This is a genomic window from Oceanimonas aquatica, assembly GCF_030732065.1.
In the GTDB taxonomy this organism is placed as follows: domain Bacteria; phylum Pseudomonadota; class Gammaproteobacteria; order Enterobacterales; family Aeromonadaceae; genus Oceanimonas.
Genome location: NZ_JAVBHX010000003.1, coordinates 1 through 16,269 on the forward strand (window position 1 = coordinate 1; position 16,269 = coordinate 16,269).

At 58.0% G+C, this 16,269-nt stretch carries 11 protein-coding genes; all 11 read right to left on the reverse strand.

The annotated features are described in order from the left end of the window. Positions 1-1,089 (reverse strand): hypothetical protein (locus Q9290_RS05245; protein ID WP_306078587.1); only part of this gene is annotated, 1,089 nt, incomplete at its 3' end. Between the two features lie 29 nt (positions 1,090-1,118). Continuing rightward, the gene (locus Q9290_RS05250; RefSeq protein ID WP_306078588.1) at positions 1,119-2,162 is read right to left on the reverse strand and encodes a hypothetical protein; all 1,044 of its coding nucleotides are present in this window, start codon (positions 2,160-2,162) and stop codon (positions 1,119-1,121) included. After that, entirely contained in the window at positions 2,159-5,539 is a 3,381-nt protein-coding gene (locus Q9290_RS05255; RefSeq protein WP_306078589.1) for a toxin VasX, read from the reverse strand. The genes Q9290_RS05250 and Q9290_RS05255 overlap by 4 nt, the downstream gene beginning before the upstream one ends. Beyond that, complete coding sequence (locus tag Q9290_RS05260) at positions 5,536-7,632, reverse strand: type VI secretion system Vgr family protein (RefSeq protein WP_306078590.1); 2,097 nt, start codon at positions 7,630-7,632, stop codon at positions 5,536-5,538. The genes Q9290_RS05255 and Q9290_RS05260 overlap by 4 nt, the downstream gene beginning before the upstream one ends. A gap of 133 nt (positions 7,633-7,765) precedes the next feature. Beyond that, entirely contained in the window at positions 7,766-8,050 is a 285-nt protein-coding gene (locus Q9290_RS05265) for a PAAR domain-containing protein (RefSeq protein WP_306078591.1), read from the reverse strand. Positions 8,051-8,171: 121 nt separating this feature from the next. Continuing rightward, positions 8,172-8,690 carry an Hcp family type VI secretion system effector gene (locus Q9290_RS05270; RefSeq protein ID WP_306078592.1) on the reverse strand — a complete coding sequence of 173 codons (519 nt, stop codon included), beginning with the start codon at positions 8,688-8,690 and terminating at the stop codon, positions 8,172-8,174. Positions 8,691-8,874: 184 nt separating this feature from the next. Beyond that, entirely contained in the window at positions 8,875-9,777 is a 903-nt protein-coding gene (locus tag Q9290_RS05275; protein WP_306078593.1) for a serine/threonine-protein kinase, read from the reverse strand. Positions 9,778-9,779: 2 nt separating this feature from the next. Then, positions 9,780-10,520 (reverse strand): PP2C family protein-serine/threonine phosphatase, encoded by a 741-nt coding sequence (locus tag Q9290_RS05280; RefSeq protein ID WP_306078594.1) that lies wholly within the window; start codon positions 10,518-10,520, stop codon positions 9,780-9,782. Further along, positions 10,517-14,050 (reverse strand): type VI secretion system membrane subunit TssM, encoded by a 3,534-nt coding sequence (tssM, locus tag Q9290_RS05285; RefSeq protein WP_306078595.1) that lies wholly within the window; start codon positions 14,048-14,050, stop codon positions 10,517-10,519. Before tssM ends, Q9290_RS05280 begins: the two co-directional genes overlap by 4 nt. Further along, positions 14,047-14,937 carry a type IVB secretion system protein IcmH/DotU gene (gene icmH / locus Q9290_RS05290; protein WP_306078596.1) on the reverse strand — a complete coding sequence of 297 codons (891 nt, stop codon included), beginning with the start codon at positions 14,935-14,937 and terminating at the stop codon, positions 14,047-14,049. Before icmH ends, tssM begins: the two co-directional genes overlap by 4 nt. Position 14,938: 1 nt before the next feature. Then, a complete protein-coding gene (tssK, locus tag Q9290_RS05295; protein WP_306078597.1) occupies positions 14,939-16,264 on the reverse strand; it encodes a type VI secretion system baseplate subunit TssK in 1,326 nt (441 codons plus the stop codon). Positions 16,265-16,269 lie beyond the last annotated feature (5 nt).

Here is a 16,269-nt window from a genome sequence, read left to right on the forward strand (position 1 = left end):
GGCAGGATCGGTATGCGCGGCAATCAGGCCGGGGCCGCTGGGCCAGCTGGCGTTGCGCAGTTGTTCCCGCAGTCGGGGCAATACCTCCTGCTTAAAGTGTCGTTCGCTCATGTCGCGCCAGTAGCGGGGCGGGCGGTCCTGTGCCTTATCATAAGTAGCAGTTATCGGATCCTGCTGGCGGCAGGGCTCCAGCACGGGCAAGTCCGGCAACGGCTGGCTGACGTCCATATAGCGTTGCAGGGTATCCCAGAAGGCGCGCAGGTTGTTTTGGTCCAATCCCAGGCTGTGTATCCGGTTGGCCAGACACACCTTTTTATCTGTGTAACGGTGATAAAGCCAGAGCACATAATCGCGCTGGCCATGGGGCATGACCTGCACCTGCATCACCGGATCGAACTCGTAAAAGGGGGCCACAAAAGGTTTGCGCCAGCGCTTGCCGGCCAGGTGCACCATGCCGGTACGGCGGTTAAACTGACTGCCGTCGTGTTGGTAAAAATAAGCATGCAGAAATAATAATAAATCACAGCCTATCACCGCCAGGAAAAATAAAATACAACCGGTAATAAAAAAGGGATAGCCCTGCCAAAAGCCCCACAGGGTTTGTTGTTGCCAGGCTAAAATGCCAGCATTAGAAAGAAAAGCAAATGATAAAAAGATTATATAGTACTGTGGCTTTTGGGTCATAACCAGCACAAGTGATGCAAATGCTGAAAATATAACGAGAAAACTTGAGAATATAATTTCATCTAGGTTGGATGTAAATTCTAGAGATATGAATATAGGAACTGAAAATGAACTCATTATTTTAGTGATAAATATAAGATGTGACCATCTGTTATTAATTTCAAAGTTCCAGCGCAACGTGTTGATGTGTCGGGTTGATTCTTTTTCTTCCTCGGTAAGATCCCGTTCCATTTCAAAATCCAGCTCCAGCTCGGTTGCCGAGTCCAGATTTGTGTAGTTTCCCCAGAACAGAGGAATATTCAGAGCGCTGTAAAGGCGGTTTTGGTGCTCTGTTGATGCCGGCGGCAAGTCCGGCAGATTTGTGCTGTTAAAGGCTGAATACATTGTTTTATTAGTATTTTTCATGAGGCGTTTAAGTCATGGTTTTATCCCAGTCATACAGGGCCGGACTCACAGGTTGCTGTGTTGGCTTTACCTGTCTGATACTCTTCCATACTGATTCTGCCAAGCTGGGGCGTGAGCTGGCATTTCAGCTTGTTCCACTCAAAGGCTCGCTGGGCTTTGGCCCGCTTTGCGCCTTCATTATCGCTCCAGGCTTTAAGATCCAGATCGCGCCAGAAGCGGGGATGGCGGCCGGTGTTGCGGTCGTGCTCGGCGGTGAGCGGATCCAGATGCCGGAAAGGCTCCAGTCTGGGCATATCGGGCAGGGGCTGGGTGACGTCCATAAAGCGTTGCAGCATGTCCCACAGGGCAAAGATCTCGTGTTGCGTGGCACTCAGGCCGGTGAGGTTGATTTTGGTGAAGGTCTTGCCGGTGTAGCGGTGCACCAGCATCAGCCGGTAATAGACACCGCCGCTTTGCACCACGCTTTCAATGTAGGGATCAAACTCGATAAAGGGCGCTTCAAATTTCTCTTTGGCGGATACCGCCAGCCGCACCATGCCATCTGTCCGATTGAACTCACTGCACTTTTTCTCCAGTGCCCGATCCAGACCGGCTTCCACCTGTTTATGAAATGGTTTGGAAAGTACTTCACAGACCTTGAAAAAACCATTGAATATTAATGGGAAGGAAACTATCGCTAATGCTAACCATATGAAAGAGAAAATGATGAGGATGAAAACGACGAGGTCAGCAGGTAATTCATAGTTTTCTAAGAGTAAATTTGTTGAAAGGAGGGATAAGGCATTAAATGAAAGCCAAATAAGTCCAGGGATGATAAATAACATCAGTTTTATCATACCGCCATCATTTAAAAATCGTATGCGCTGGTGATCCCACCACCAGTCCTTTTTATAGAACTCCTTGTCCTGGGTTTCGGCATATTGTACCGAGCTGGCATCTTCCTGCTGCATGGTGTTTGGATCCAGAGCGGCATAATCCCCAAAGCCCATCAGCGTTTGCATGGACCGATGGCGGCTTTTGGGAGCAGCGGGCAGCGGGGGAATGGCGTTGCCCTGATATTGCTGAATGGTCATACGTCAATTTCCTTGATAAACCAGAAAGGTGCCTGCTCGTTAGGCGCAGGGTGATAGGTTCGCGTTTTTTTGGCCGGTGCCGATGCGTGTTTATCCGGATTGTAAGGCAGATCCTTTTTGTTCAGAGGCTGAGGGAATACATGCTCACCCAGTTCGGATTTTATACGAGCCTGAATACATACCCTTAGCCTGAGATGATAGGTCTCCCGGTAATACGCAGTGGTGTGCGTTCCGCCTTTTAGCTGCTTGCCCACCACAAAGCGAATGGCATTGTCTTCCGGTAAAAAGCCCGAGCTTTTGAGGTTAACCAAAGGTGTTTGCTCGCTAAGAAAGCTTGCCCGGGTGCCCGAGGCTTCCAGGGTGCTGTATTTCAGCTCCTGGGCGGTGATGGTGAGACCATTGGATTTCCAGCTGGGGAACTGACTGATGAGCGGTGAGCTCAGGGTGATCATCATATCGTCGGGTTGATGATTGGCATTCTGCAACCAGGCCTGGAGTTTGTCGTTATTCGCCGGCGCTTCGGCTACACGGCAGGCATTAATGGTAAAAGGTGACATCAGACTAAGCAGTTGGGGGTAGTAGTCATTGTCTGTATTCGGTACTTCGCTTGCATCTGGCGATATGCCCAGTGGCCCCAGTTTAAGATGCTTTTCAAGAGGACCATCTGTTGCAAATGCAGCCCATACCCCTCCGCCCAGGATAAGCCCCATGCCCAGTACGGCCCAGCCCCAGCCGGGAATGGCCAGGCAGGTGGCCAGCAGCGGAGAACTTAAAAACACCACGCCGCCGGCCAGGGCTACAGAGTGAGCAAAGGCAGCGTCGTAGTCGGCATTATCAAGGCTGTTAACTACTTCATAGGCGCTGATACCTACGCCAATACTACCTGCAGCGAAGTTAACTAGAGCTGCGGTTTTTACCAGAGTATTGCCGCCTACCGCAGCCAGCCGTTTGCCAATCAGCGGCGTTCTCTCTACTGTGAATAAGGGCCTCTGAATTCCATATTTAATAAACTTGTGGTCGTTGCCAAGTATGACTTCTGTCAGCTTCATTGATGCAGCCATAGAATCTATAGCTGCATTTATTAACTTGATTCCTTGTAGTGCGTATGATTTATCATTGCTCCACTTTTCCTTGAATGATTTTATTTCACTATTTAAGTTATAAACTGCAAATCCCAAAAATACCTTGCTAATCCCTTCACTGTTTATGCGGATATTAATATTGTTAGCCAGATCGATTTTGGTTGCCGTTAACTTTTTTGCCATCTTATGGTCGGGCGGAATGACAAATACACTGTGAGAGCCGGATGTTTTAATAACGGGGCCGGCGTCTGCCTGATGCATGGTGGTGGGGCTGCTCGATGCGGCTGTCTTGGTGGTGCCGTTGTGCTCTTCCAGTATGTCGCCTACAAGGAAGTCAGTTTTTTTTGTTAAATGATTGCTTGCCAGCTCCGCATCGGTCATACCGTAGCGCAGGCCATCACCGTGAACGCCAATAATGGAATATTGTTGCAGGCTGACCCTGTCTCTGGCCAGCAGGCGCAAGCCGGAAAATTCCTGATAGACGTGTTTTAAACTGGCACCAAGGCATGAGAACAGGCGATGTAGTTCAACCCGGGTAATCATTCCTTCTTTTTCCAGTGACTGAACGCTGGCCAAAATGGCACCACTCCAGCCCTCAATGGCTGCTTTTATCAGGCTGCTTACCTTGCCGGTTTTCTGTACAGAATCATCGCCACCCTGACTTACTGACTCCTGTTTGGCGAGCAGTGCCAGCCCCTCCATTTGCAGGGCCGCCAGTGCTTTTTCATCGAGGCTGGCGCCGCTTTCTACCAGCGAGCGAATAAAATTAGGCCTAAACCGGCCACTGCCATCGTTTGGCTCTATTTCACCTTTTGGTGGCAGATCCTGTTGCATAAGTTCTTCGGCGTCTTCAGGAGACCAGAACGCCATCAAGGCGGCGTTTTTGAAAATACCGGTGAGGATGGCCCCAGTACCCAGATTGTCATCAAAACCATGCTTGCGGACCGTCTCGGGAACCTGCTTCAGGGTATGAAGCAAGGCCCCTGCAAGGGAAAAGGATTCGATAACGCCCAGATGGTGGTGGCTGGCGTAATCGCGCAAAGTTGCTTCAAACGCACCGCTGTCCAGCAAGGATCTCAGCTTGTTGATCTGTATTTTAATGTGATCCAGGGTCTGGCGGCGTTCCTCGTTCTCCAGTACGTCATCGAGTTTTTTTCTGTCCAGCGCCTGCCTTAACTGCATAAGCATTTCCTGATGCTCACTTTCTTTGGCTACGGAGCGATCAAACAGGCTTTGGCGCAGAAGCATGGCGGAATGAGCCAGGGGCTTGTAAGAAAGGGAAGTTTCTATGGCATCGAGATAATGAAAACTCAGCCTGATTTGCGTTAGCGTATGGCGTAACACAAACAAAGGATCAGCTATTTTGACCGCTGCCACGCCGGTTTGGGTTTTAAGTGTTGCCAGGGTATCGGTACCGGCTTCAACCTGATGTTCCAGCATTTGGGTCAGTGAAACCAGCTCTTCCTGATTTGCTTCCTGAGCCCCATCTATAGATTTGGCGTTGGCGGCATTATCGGCAATAAATTGCCACTTGCTGCGGAGCTTTCCGCATAATGAGCTTGCTGCCGGGCTAGTGTAATCAAGAGTGAATTGCTCTGACGGATTTTCCAGCATCAGCTCGGCTGCCGGCTCACGGGCACGCAGTTCAGGCAGGGTTGATACTTTTTGAGCCGGGAAACCGGTGTCAAAACGCAGTTCGTCGCTATAAACCACGGCACTGGCATGGCCAACAGACTGAACGCGTTGTTCCAGCTTGGCCGGGTTCAGCTCCAGCCAGGTAATATATGCCCAGCTCCAGGCTATTTCACTGAACCCGACTCGCACATCATGCATAACACCGTGGCCCTGCAGCATGACAGGTACCAAAATATCCTTGAGCCAGACGCCCGATGAGGGTCTGTCATTTTGCTCATCGGCCCTGCACTGACGATAATGGTCAAGGTCTACGTCGCTCATGCGGCCATGTTCATCAACCTCCAGCTCACGCCACAAACGGCCATGAAAGAATACATAAAGGTATCCTTTGCGCAGTATGCCGATGCCAGCTGAGCCATATTGTTCATTCGGTGGCATCTCGGCCAGCGGACGAAGACGCAGCAGCGTATTCAGCTGATAATCGTCATACTGCTCATCGGTGATCTGTGCATGCTCAAGCAGGGTGATTTTAATCTCACCGCCTTCCCGTTTGGGAATGGTGAGAGCCAGTTCGCCCCCTTCATGGTTTTCATATTCAACCCGTCTGCGCTTGCCGTGTTCAATACTTTCATCATTGAGTTGTTTAAGGTCGGTAATCATGATGTTTTCCCTTTAAGCAAGCGCACCTGTGCAGCAGGCTCCCCACCGCCCAGAACATCCACGATAATTTCTGTTTTTCTGGTGGCATGCCCAGTGGAGGTTGCCGGTGCAAAGGCAGATGCTCCGACGGGAACCTTCCCTGGTTTTATATTTTCGGTTGGAAGTGGTTTCTGGGGGGGGAGCGCAGCCGCTCCTGTTCCCTTACCCGGGCTGCCACCGGAATTCATCTTGATATTCGGGCCGAGCAGGGTAATGCCGGACGGATCCAGTTTTATCATGCTGCCGCCGGCCTTGAGAGTGAGCTCGGCACCGGCGTCCAGCACTACCTTGTGGCCGGAGGAGAGGTGTATTTCTTTGCCGGCTTTCAGCAGCTCCTGGCTGCCCAGCTCGGTGTGGCGGCTGCCGCCCACCTGCTCGTGGCGGTCGCCGTCGGTGCGGCTGTGGTGAGTGCCGTTCACCGTGTGGTGGTGGTCGCCCCGCGTGCGGCCGTAGTGGTGGCCGTGAGTGTCGGTGTGCCGGTCGTTGAGCACCTCGGTCTTTTTGTTGTGGTCAATGAGCTGGTCGTAGTCGTTGGCGGCATGCAGGTAAATCTGCTCCTGGCCGGCCTTGTCTTCAAAGCGCAGCTCGTTGGCGTTGTTGCTGCCGGGGCTGGAGGCGGTTTTAAAGGTGGAGCGGGTTTTGTGCTCGGGCAGCGCATAGGGCACCCGGTTGGCCCCGTTATACAAACAGCCGGTAATAATGGGCCGGTCCGGGTCACCGTTAATAAAGCTCACCAGCACTTCCATGCCCACTCTGGGCAGCATGAACTGGCCGTAGCCGTTGCCGGCCCAGCCCTGACTTACCCTGAGCCAGGTGCTGGTGTTTTCATCGCCCCGGCCTTCGCGGTCCCAGTAAAACTGCACTTTTACCCGGCCGTATTCATCACAGTAAATCTCTTCGCCTTTCGGGCCGGTGACCATGGCGCTTTGCTGGCCGGGCACCCGGGGTTTGGGTGGGCACGGGGGCCGATATACACTGGCCTCGGGCAGGGCAGTAAATTCACAGTGAAATTCACTCCGGCCGTCGGTCAGCTCGCCCAGCACCTGGGGTTGTTTGCCGTGGTAGCTGAGCTCGGTCATCAGCCACAGCTGGTTGTGCTCGGGGTTGGGGTGGTCTTCCAGGGGCTGGTAGTGGCCGGCCATCAGCTGCGGGCTGTCGCTCTCGCCGGTCACTGTCATCTGGTCATGGCGGTGACGGGCCAGGCTCAGGTCGGTGAGTTGCTGGCCCCGGGTCTGGCTGAGAAAGGTGCCGGGCCAGCGGTAGTCTTCCAGCGGTTGCTCGTCGGCGTGCTCGGGCCCGGGCAGGTGCTGGCTGTGGGGCTGCAGTGGCAGCGCCGGGCGGGTGAAGTCGTAGTCCCGCAGGCTCACCTTGCCGGTACGTACCCCGGGGCCGGCGGTGAAGCGGGTAATGGCATGGGTGTCGTGAGCCATGCCGGTGCCGGCCTTGAACGGCAACGCCGGCAGCAGGTCCAGGCCTTCGGGGCCGTCGGCCAGCACCAGCAGGGTGTCTTCGGCTTTGTGCACAAAGTGGTAGTGAATGCCTTCCTCGCCCAGCAGGCGCTCAATAAAGGCCAGCTCGGTTTCGTTATATTGCACGCAGTAGTCACGGGAGGCGTAGTCGCGGTTCAGCCGCCACTCCCGGGTGTCGGCACTGAGGCCGGCCTCGGAGAGCAGGCGCTCCACCAGCTCGGGCACGGTCTGGTCCTGAAAGATGCGCACGCCCCGGCGCAGGTCAAGCAGCGCCAGCGGCGGTACCAGGGTGAGCCGGTAGCGCACATGGCGGGGGCTGCGGTCCAGCTCGGTGAGGTCAAACACCAGGCCATGCACATGGCGCTGGGTGCCTTTGGGGCTGTGCAACGCCAGGGTGGCGGGTTGTTGCAGCAGGGTGCCCAGGGGCGGCAGCGGCGAACTGCACACCAGGGTGACCGAGAGCGAAAAACAGCGGCTGAGGGCGTCATCGCCCTGCCACTCGTAAACGGACTGCGCCCCCAGCTCCCCCAGGTGCAGCCAGGCCTGGTGCGCGTTGGCACCGGGCGTTTGCCAGCTTGTGTTCATGAATATCGTGCTCGTTGTTTTTTGTTATGGGCGATGGCTCGCCAAGGGACATTCTACATGGCAGGGAAAAAGAGTGGTCTCACATGAGGCGCGTGCGGGGCAGGGCGCGTCAGAGGCTGACGCCAAACCCGGGTCAGCCCGCGGCATTGGTGTCGCCCTGCACCGGCACCAGCACATGGCTGCCGGGCGGGCAGCCGCAGGCCACCTGATCACCGGCCAGGGCCACGAGGCCACCGGGCAGCTGCACGGTGCGCGGTGCCACGGGCACAATGGGGCCCTGGCCCTTTTGGCATTTGGGGCAGCTGGCCAGCATGCCCACCCGTGCCACCGGCTTGCCGCCGTGCATCACGGTCTGGTCTCCTTCGAGCACGCTACCGCCCTGGGATGTCGCATCTCCCAATCGCGCAATCTTCGCCATGTTTTGCTGTCCTCCCGGCTGTAAAACACAAAAGGTTTAAGGCTGCTCATGGGCCGGAATAACGGCATAAGCAGGCGTAAACCTTCGGTAATATACCCGGGCCAATGCCCGGGCACTGGCATCAGGCAGACACGGGCGAACGCCAGTCGTCGGAGCCGGAGGTGCCGGACACTTCATGGGTCCAGCTGATGGCACGATAGGTCATGTACACGTCTTCCAGGTGGGTAAAGTGGGCCTGGGACGGATCCTGACAGTTGGGCATTTGCGCCTGCACGTCGACGATGATGGCGTCGGTCAGCTCGGTGGTGAAATAGTGCTCCTGGCTGCCGGTGGCGGAGGTGCGGTACCACTTGATGGTCACGGTGGGCAGGCGCTCACCGGCGGTCAGGGCGTTGTAGATAAGCGGTGACGCCTTGTCGAACACCTTGGTGATTTTCACCGGCTTGTGCACGCGCTGGCCGGTGGGCTGGCCGGACTGCACGTCGCGGGGCAGTACCACCTGGTGCTCAAAGCCCTGCACCAGCACTTCGTCTTCGTGGCCTTCCTGGTAGATGTTGCCCACGGAGTCTTCGGTAAAGGTACCGGCGGTGATCAGGCCCTGTTTTTCACCTTCGATGGTCATATAAGCCGGAGTTGGCATTGTGTTTATCCTCGTGTTTGTGTTGGTAAAAATGATAAGTCCGGACGTATCCGGTACTCATTTATATACAAGGTCTGTGCCAGAAAGATAAATTCTTATTATTCAGTGGTTTAGCGTTGTCCTGAGTTTTTCCCAAGAGAAAAGTGCAGGGTTTTCAGACATTTGTGCATGTTCTCACTGAAAATCATGCACGCAGCCACTTGTCCGGGGCGGCGGCAAGCTCCGCCAGTCGCTGTGCCAGTTCGTTCAAATGAACCTGGCGTTCGTCGGGCAATACCTGCAGCCCCGCCAGCAGTGCCCGGTTAAGGCGGCGGTGGCGAGTGGGCGGCTCGGGTCGCCATGGCCGCTCTGCCAGGCATCGGGAGGTGCGCTGGCCAAACGGGTGCTGCAGGCTCAGCAGCTGGTGCAACACACAGGCGAGGGAAAACCCATCGGTGTCAACCGAAGGCAAAGCACCATAAAACAGCTCGGGAGCGGCATAGCGATAACTCCAGGCGTCCAGCTGCTCACGGTTCAGCCGAAAGGCCCCGTCGCTACCGTCACTCAGCCGGCCAATGCCAAAGTCGAACAGCAGCAGATCGTCATGGTGGTCAATCAGCAGGTTGGCGGGTTTGAGATCGGCATGGATCACGCCCTGCTGCTGGCAGTGCTGCAGGGCGGCCACCAGCTGGCGGGCCCATTTCAGGCGTAACTCAGGGGAAGGCGGCGGGCCCTGCAGCAGCCGCTCTTCCAGGGTTTCGCCGGCAATCAGCTCCTGAGTAAAAAAGCCGTAACGGTGCTGGGGGCAAAGATCAAAATGCAGGTTTTTTACCACGTTGCCGTGGCGCAGGCGCATGCCCAGCCGGTATTCACCCAACAGCAGGGCGTCGGCACCCTCGTACTCGCGCATGTCCCGGCTCAGGGTTTTCAGCGCCACCCAGGGGTGGGGCTCTCCCATCGATTCCAGCAGCAGATCCCGGGCCTTGTACACTACTCCCATGCCGCCCACACCCAGTATGCGGTGCAGCAGGTAGCGCTTTGCCAGCACGGTGGGGGCGAGGCCAGGGCCGGGATGGGCGGTTACGGGTGAAAGCTGTGATTGCGTCATGCTCAGCTCACAAAAACGGCCAGCGCCGTCAGGTTATCGGTGGCCGGGCCGCGCAGCACCTCGGTGGCCAGGTGAGTAACCGCCGCCCCCGGCGTGTCCAGGCACAGCCCGGCCACCATTTGCTCTTCGCTTAAATCCCGGTACAGGCCATCGGTGCACAGCAACAAGCGGTCGCCCCGTTCCAGCTCCAGCTCCACGGTTTCCAGTGCCAATTCGGGCGCGCCGCCAATGGCCCTGGTCAGCACATGGCTTTGAGGGTGGCCCACCGCCTGGCGGCGGCTGATCCGCCGTTGCTCAATCAGCCGCTGCACCAGGCTGTGATCACGGGTAATCTGATACAGCCGCCGCCGGCGCAGCAAATAGCAACGGCTGTCACCGGCCCACAGGCAGGCGGCGTTGCCCTGCGGGCTCAGCAACAGGGCGGCCACCGTGCTGCCAATGGCCTGGCTGCCATGCAGGGTTTTTTCACACCCCAGGTGACGGTTTACCCGTTCCAGGGCTCTATGCAACGCCAACTGGCGCTGCTCCAGGCTGGTAGCGGGGTCACTCGTGGCCTCGGCCTGCCCGGTAAGTGACTCCACCACCATGCGGCTGGCAAGGTCGCCGTTCCGATACCCCCCCAGGCCGTCGGCCACCGCCCACAGCCCGGCCGGGCTGTGGTTGAAATAGGCATCTTCATTGCAGTCCCTGATTTTGCCGCCATGAGTGCAGGCGGCAGAATGCCAGTTGAGGTGCCGGGTCATAGGTTTGCCGGCAGACCAAAGGCGATCAGGGTTTGCCGGTTCAGCGGGTTGGGGCTGTGCCGGCTGGCAATCAGATACTGGGCGGTGAGACCTTCCTTGTTCAGACTGGCCTTGAGCACGTTGCTGCCGCTCTGGGTTTCCACCTGAAATTCATCCAGCAGCCGGAACAGGCTCCAGGTGCCGGTGCTCTGGCGGCTCAGCACATGACTGCCGGCCAGGTTGTGCAGGGCAATGCTGGCCAGGTTGCGGCTGGCGGTACCGGGCCAGCTGAACTGCTTGCCAAGAATGGGGCCGTGTTCGTACACCAGGCTGTTGCCATCAAGTTTGAGCTCGGATTTCAACAGGCTGGAAGACAGCGCCAGTGGCTCCAGCTTGAACTGCAGCTGGGCCTGGCTGTCGTTTTCCGAGAAAAACGCCCGCTGAATGGCGTAGGCGCGGGACATCTGGCGCAAAAACGCGCCGGAGAACGGCAGACCCTGGCCGTCAACCTGACGGGCATAGAGCCGGCCACGGCTGCCGCTCACAAAGGGGCGCAGCACGCTGTGATAAAAGTTGTCTACACTGCCGCCCTTGCCAAAGAAGGCATTGAAATCGCCCAGTGCCACTTCCTGCTCCGCCTCCCGGCCAAAGGGGTAGCGACCGGCAATGGCATTGCGGTAGGGGCGCCAGAGCTCGGCGGCATATTGCTGCTGAATGTAATCATGGCTGCTGGCCAGTATTAAATACCAGCCCTGGTCCGCCACCTGCAGCAGCCAGTGGCTGGCGGGGGAGGGCAGGGTTTCCATGGCCTGGCGCAATCGGCCCAGCTCGTCCACGTCACCACTCATGCGCTGGCGGGCCAGCTTGTAGGCAGCCTGGCCCGGATCGGGCGCGTTGGCCACGGCATTAAACCGGCTCTGCACCGCAAACAGGGCGTCCATGGCATTTTGCAGCGCCGGCGCCGGGGTTTCGCCATCGGGCAGCAGTACATTCAACTCGTGGAACTGGCGTGCCAGGGCCTGACGGGCACTGTTGGTGCCGGCTTCGGCCAGGGCCGACTCCACACCGCTGGCCACCAGATTGCGCATCTGGGCATCGGTGCCTTTGGCCAGCTTGCCGGTCAGCTCGCCGGCGACCCGGGCGGAGTTGTCCAGGTTGTCCATCAGCAACGAGTTATTGCGCAGCGCCTGCAGCACTTCCAGCAAGGGGCGTGAGCCCGAGGTCATGGCCTGCAGCTGGGCGCTGGCCTCGGCCAGGGTGGCGCTGGGTTTTATCTGCAATTGGTTAAGGGCGGTGTTCCAGTGTTCGGTATAATCCCGAAAATACATGCTTTCCACTTCGCCATAGATGCGGCGAATTTCAAACTCGCTCAGCTCGGTGGAATCTCCCAGTACCCAGTTGTTGTCGACAATGTCCTTGACCAGGCCAATACCCTGGGTCAGAAACACCCGCTGGTAACCCTCGCGGGTATACAGGCCGGGAATGCGGTAGTCGTCGTAATCAAACACCCGGGGGTAGCTGGTCAGCACGGAGGCAAAGGTAAAGTCGGCCACTTTCACCAGCGACTTGTCTTCCTGCAGCAGGCGATACACCAGCTCGGCAGTGGGCTCGGTACGTAGCTCGTTACGGGCGCTGACAAGCAGCTGTTTATCGAGTTTTACCGGCTCAAAACCAATGGTCAGCAGGTGGTCAAAATGTCCGGTCAGTTGCTGCTGCAACTGGCCCAGGCCACTGTAGCGGTAAGACCAGTCCATGCCCATCCATTCCTTGAGAAAATCCGGATCAAGGTGGCGCTGCAGGTTCAGCATCAGATAGGCGCGCAGGGCATTGCTGAGAAAGTTGCGGTTATCCAGGTTACCGGCAATCTGCTCTTCGAGCTGGCGCCGAATGCGGGGCAATAGTTGCTCACGCAGTTGCTGATCATAAACTTGCCGGCTCATTCGGTTTAGTGCCTTGCCCTGATACAGGCCCAGCTGCTCCACCCAGGATACCGCTTCATCTGCGGGATACACGTGAGTGGCGTCACGCAGAATGTTCAGCAGGGGCGCGGTTTCCGCCAGACCGGCATTGCCCGGCAGCTGACGCTGAATATCATGGCCCTGCTCAAGCCGGGCGGCCAGCTCATGCTGCCGGTCGGTGTTATACAAAAAGCTCTTGGCCCAGAGGCCGCCGCCCAGCATCAGCACTCCCAGGGCGGCGGCATAAGCCAGCCGGTTGCGCCACTTCAGTTTTTGCTCATAGCGCTTGTCGAGACCGGCCAGTTCCGCCTCGGGAAAGATCACTTCTTCCAGCAGCCGGCGAATAAACATGCCCCGGTTTTCGCCGGTGGCAGGCAGCAGATGACGGGGCAGGCCCAGGTTGCGGCCAATGGACGCTGTGTCGTTATCCAGGTTGGGCGCCAGCTCGGGAGCACTGGTGAAATAGACCCCCCTCAACTGACTGGCGCTGTGATAGCGGGTCTTGCCAAAGGCCAGCTCCACAAACAGCGCCAGGCGTTCGCCCATGCCCGCCAGCTGCATGGGAAACTCCAGCAGCTGGCCCCGGCGGGTCACGTCCCGCTCCTGGTGCACGCGTTGCAGCACCTGGCTGTTGAGCCGGCGCAGCAGCTCTTCAAACTCCTGTTTGAGTACGCTGGCCTGAGTGCCGTCGGTGTTTTCCTTAAAGGTTACGCCCATCACCTGATCCCGCTCTTCCCGGCTGAGGGCGTCGAAAAACTCACGAAAGCCGGGCAGGCGGTCGGTTTTGGTCAGCACCAGATACACCGGCAGGCCAATGGTCAGCTTGCCGTGCAGCTCCTGCATGCGTTCACGAATGGTACGGGCATAGCGTTCCAGGTCCGCTTCGCTGTCCTGCAGCAGCTGATCCAGATCCAGGGTGAGCAGCACACCGTTGAGCGGCCGCCGGCGCCGGCGCAGTTTCAGCTGGCGCAAAAAGCCCTGCCAGATATCGGCATCGGGGCCACTGCCCGATTGCTCGGTAAAGCGGCCGGCGCTGTCTATCAGCACGGCATGGTTGGCAAAATACCAGTCACAATAGCGGGTGTGGCCAATGTCGTGAGTCAGGCTGTCCTTGTGTTCATTTACCGGAAACTCCACACCGGAGTGCTCCAGCAATGAGGTCTTGCCACTGCCGGTGGCGCCCAGCAGCAGGTACCAGGGCAGCTCATAGCGAAACCGGTCGCCGCGCTTGCCATACAGGCTGGAGCTGCGGATCACCTGCAATGCCTGCTGCATGCGATCCTTTATCACCCCCAGTTCGTCTTTTACCTGCTTTTTCAGTTGTTGTTCCTGATGCTGATCTTCGCGCTGTTCATCACTGAGCTGGCGCTGCTGATCCCGGCGTTGCAGCAACAGCAGAGTCAGCCCCCATATCAGCAACAGGCAGCTGCTGACCAAAATGCGGCTGCCGGTGCCGGCCAGAATTTTATGCTCGTTAATGGCCACCATGGGACCAACCAGCCAAACCAGCAGGATCAGCGCCAGGGTCAGCAGCAGTGACCAGCACCAGCGTTGGCCAAGGGTGTTGCGAATAGCATCTAACCGGGCGTTCATGGGGTCTCGAGTCCTTCTGTCACAAGCTGTTGTGCAACCGCTGGCCGGGCCAGCGGGCTGTATAAGGTGGCAATATCATTGGTCTGGCTGCTCAGTACCCAGTTAAAGCCGTTGTAAACCACGGCCAGGCACAGCACTGCCATCACCATCAGGCTCCATACCGGTACCCGTGATACCAGTGAAGGGCGGCCCTTGCTGATGCCCTGCCAGTTGGGGGACAGCTCTTTTTTTACATCGCCCCGAAGCTGGCGGATCTGGCGATAAAGGCTGTCGCGTATGGCTTCCAGCTCCAGGGTGCCCCGCGGCAGTAACCGGTATTTGCCCTCAAAGCCCAGGCTCAGGCACAGGTAGATGAGCTCCAGCAGGTTCAGATGGCGGGCCGGGTTGGCGGAGAGCTTGTCGACCAGCTGAAACACCTTTTCACCGCCATAGGTTTCGTTGTGAAAACTGCTCAGCAGGCTGTAGCGGGACCATTCGCCTTCTTCGCCCCAGGGGGTGGTGGCCACGGCCTCGTCAAGCACGGTGCACAGCACATAGCGCCCGGCAATCACCTCGGCGTTGTCACAGCCCCGCGACAGCGCCAGGTATTCAAAGGTCTTGATGTCGCCGCTCAGGTTTTCCTTCAGTGAGGGCAGGTCCTGATGGCGCGGCTCCTGGCTCAGGCGAGCCTGGTGCAGCAGTAACACAGAGGCCGCCTCCACCAGCGGATTCACGCCTACCCGCAGTTCCAGCTCGGGGCGAATGCGGGCGGCAAACACCATGCGGTCTTCCAGCTGGGCATAGTTGGGGCGCTGGCCCAGGGTTTCCTCGGTCAGCGACACTTCCCGCGTATTCCGGGAGGAGTGGCTCACCAGTACGGTGCGATCTTCAAACGGGGGTTGACTCATCTCAGCTGTTCCTTATGGCCCAGAAGTTAAGCTCCAGTCCGCTGAACTGGCCGGAGGTATGAAAGGCAAAGCCGCCGGAGCTTTCCAGCAGCGCCTTGTCTTCCGGGGTCAGGTTGAGGGCGAAATAGGCGGTGCCGGTGTGATAGGGCAGCTGGCGCGGAGCCACCGGCAGTGAACGCAGGCGAATACCCGGCAGGTGCAGGTTTACCAGTTGGCGTATGCGTTCCACCGGGCCCACCTTGAGCTGGTTGGGCAGGGTGCGGCGGAGTTCGTCGGGGTCGCAGTCGGCGCGGGCGGCCAGAATAAAGCCGGCATTCTCCAGCAGGCCGTGGTCGTGCAGCGGCGCCACCTGAATGCCGTATTTGCGCTCCTGCAGTTCCAGTTCAATGGCGTGCTGCTCCAGCACCTGGCTTAGTAACTGGCGAATGTCCTGCATCAGCGGACGAAAACAGCCCAGCAGATCCTGATGCCGGTAGCCGTGCTCCTTGCCGGGACGGCGCAGCTCACCGTTGTAGGTGGCCAGCTCGCCGTTCAGACTGAGTAGTTCCAGGAAAAGCTGCTCCGGGTGTACCTGAGGCTCCGCCAGCAGGTGGCGCAGGCGGGGCTCGTTGCGGTTAATCAACTGCAGCATCAGAAAATCACCCATTTCGCTGCCGCCCAGCTGGCGGGCGCTGCTGATGCGTTGGGCCAGCTGATCACCCCGGTGGCTGAGCATGCTGATCACTTCCCGCAAATAGCCGCTGAGCAGCTCGGAGTGGTGAATGTCTAGCACGGTGGGCTGATAGTCGCGCTCCAGGCTGACCACGCCGTCGGGGCTGAGATCGAGCAGGCGGCACACCGGCAGGCTGGCCCAGTTGGCCTGAATATCCTGCTCCAGCATCAGCCGAAAACCCTTGCGGCCACACATCACCTGGGTCTGGCCATGCTCACCGGCATTGGAGTCGGTGACGTCACGGCTGTAGCCCACGTAGCGGGCCACCACATCCTGTTGCTCGGCGCGCCGGGCTTCCACGGTATTGCCCGCCTGCAACGGCAGCGCCAGACACACCAGACTGTCGGTGGCATCGGCAGGCACATCCAGGGCCAGCGGTTCATCGTTGTCCTGCAGATCAAACAGGGTGCCGTCGGGGAGTATGCCCGAGGCGGCGTTCAGTACGACTTTGCCCATCTGCAGATACTGCATGTCCAGCTGGCGCTGAAAAAAGCCCCAGCCATGGCGACGGGCAAACAGCGAGCGTTGGTTGAGCTCGTTTTGCAGAAAGCGGTCATGCTGTTGAAAATGCTGAGGGCGTAACAGCATGCCCTCATGCCAGATCACCTTGTCCATGCAGC

What these genes read in the sequence shown, in the direction of transcription:
- Q9290_RS05280 (WP_306078594.1), bottom strand. Translation starts at nt 10,520, where the DNA reads ATGACCCGGCACCTCAACTGGCATTCTGCCGCCTGCACTCATGGCGGC.
- Q9290_RS05265 (WP_306078591.1), bottom strand. Translation starts at nt 8,050, where the DNA reads ATGGCGAAGATTGCGCGATTGGGAGATGCGACATCCCAGGGCGGTAGC.
- Q9290_RS05275 (WP_306078593.1), bottom strand. Translation starts at nt 9,777, where the DNA reads ATGACGCAATCACAGCTTTCACCCGTAACCGCCCATCCCGGCCCTGGC.
- Q9290_RS05260 (WP_306078590.1), bottom strand. Translation starts at nt 7,632, where the DNA reads ATGAACACAAGCTGGCAAACGCCCGGTGCCAACGCGCACCAGGCCTGG.
- tssK (WP_306078597.1), bottom strand. Translation starts at nt 16,264, where the DNA reads ATGGACAAGGTGATCTGGCATGAGGGCATGCTGTTACGCCCTCAGCAT.
- Q9290_RS05255 (WP_306078589.1), bottom strand. Translation starts at nt 5,539, where the DNA reads ATGATTACCGACCTTAAACAACTCAATGATGAAAGTATTGAACACGGC.
- Q9290_RS05270 (WP_306078592.1), bottom strand. Translation starts at nt 8,690, where the DNA reads ATGCCAACTCCGGCTTATATGACCATCGAAGGTGAAAAACAGGGCCTG.
- tssM (WP_306078595.1), bottom strand. Translation starts at nt 14,050, where the DNA reads ATGAACGCCCGGTTAGATGCTATTCGCAACACCCTTGGCCAACGCTGG.
- Q9290_RS05250 (WP_306078588.1), bottom strand. Translation starts at nt 2,162, where the DNA reads ATGACCATTCAGCAATATCAGGGCAACGCCATTCCCCCGCTGCCCGCT.
- icmH (WP_306078596.1), bottom strand. Translation starts at nt 14,937, where the DNA reads ATGAGTCAACCCCCGTTTGAAGATCGCACCGTACTGGTGAGCCACTCC.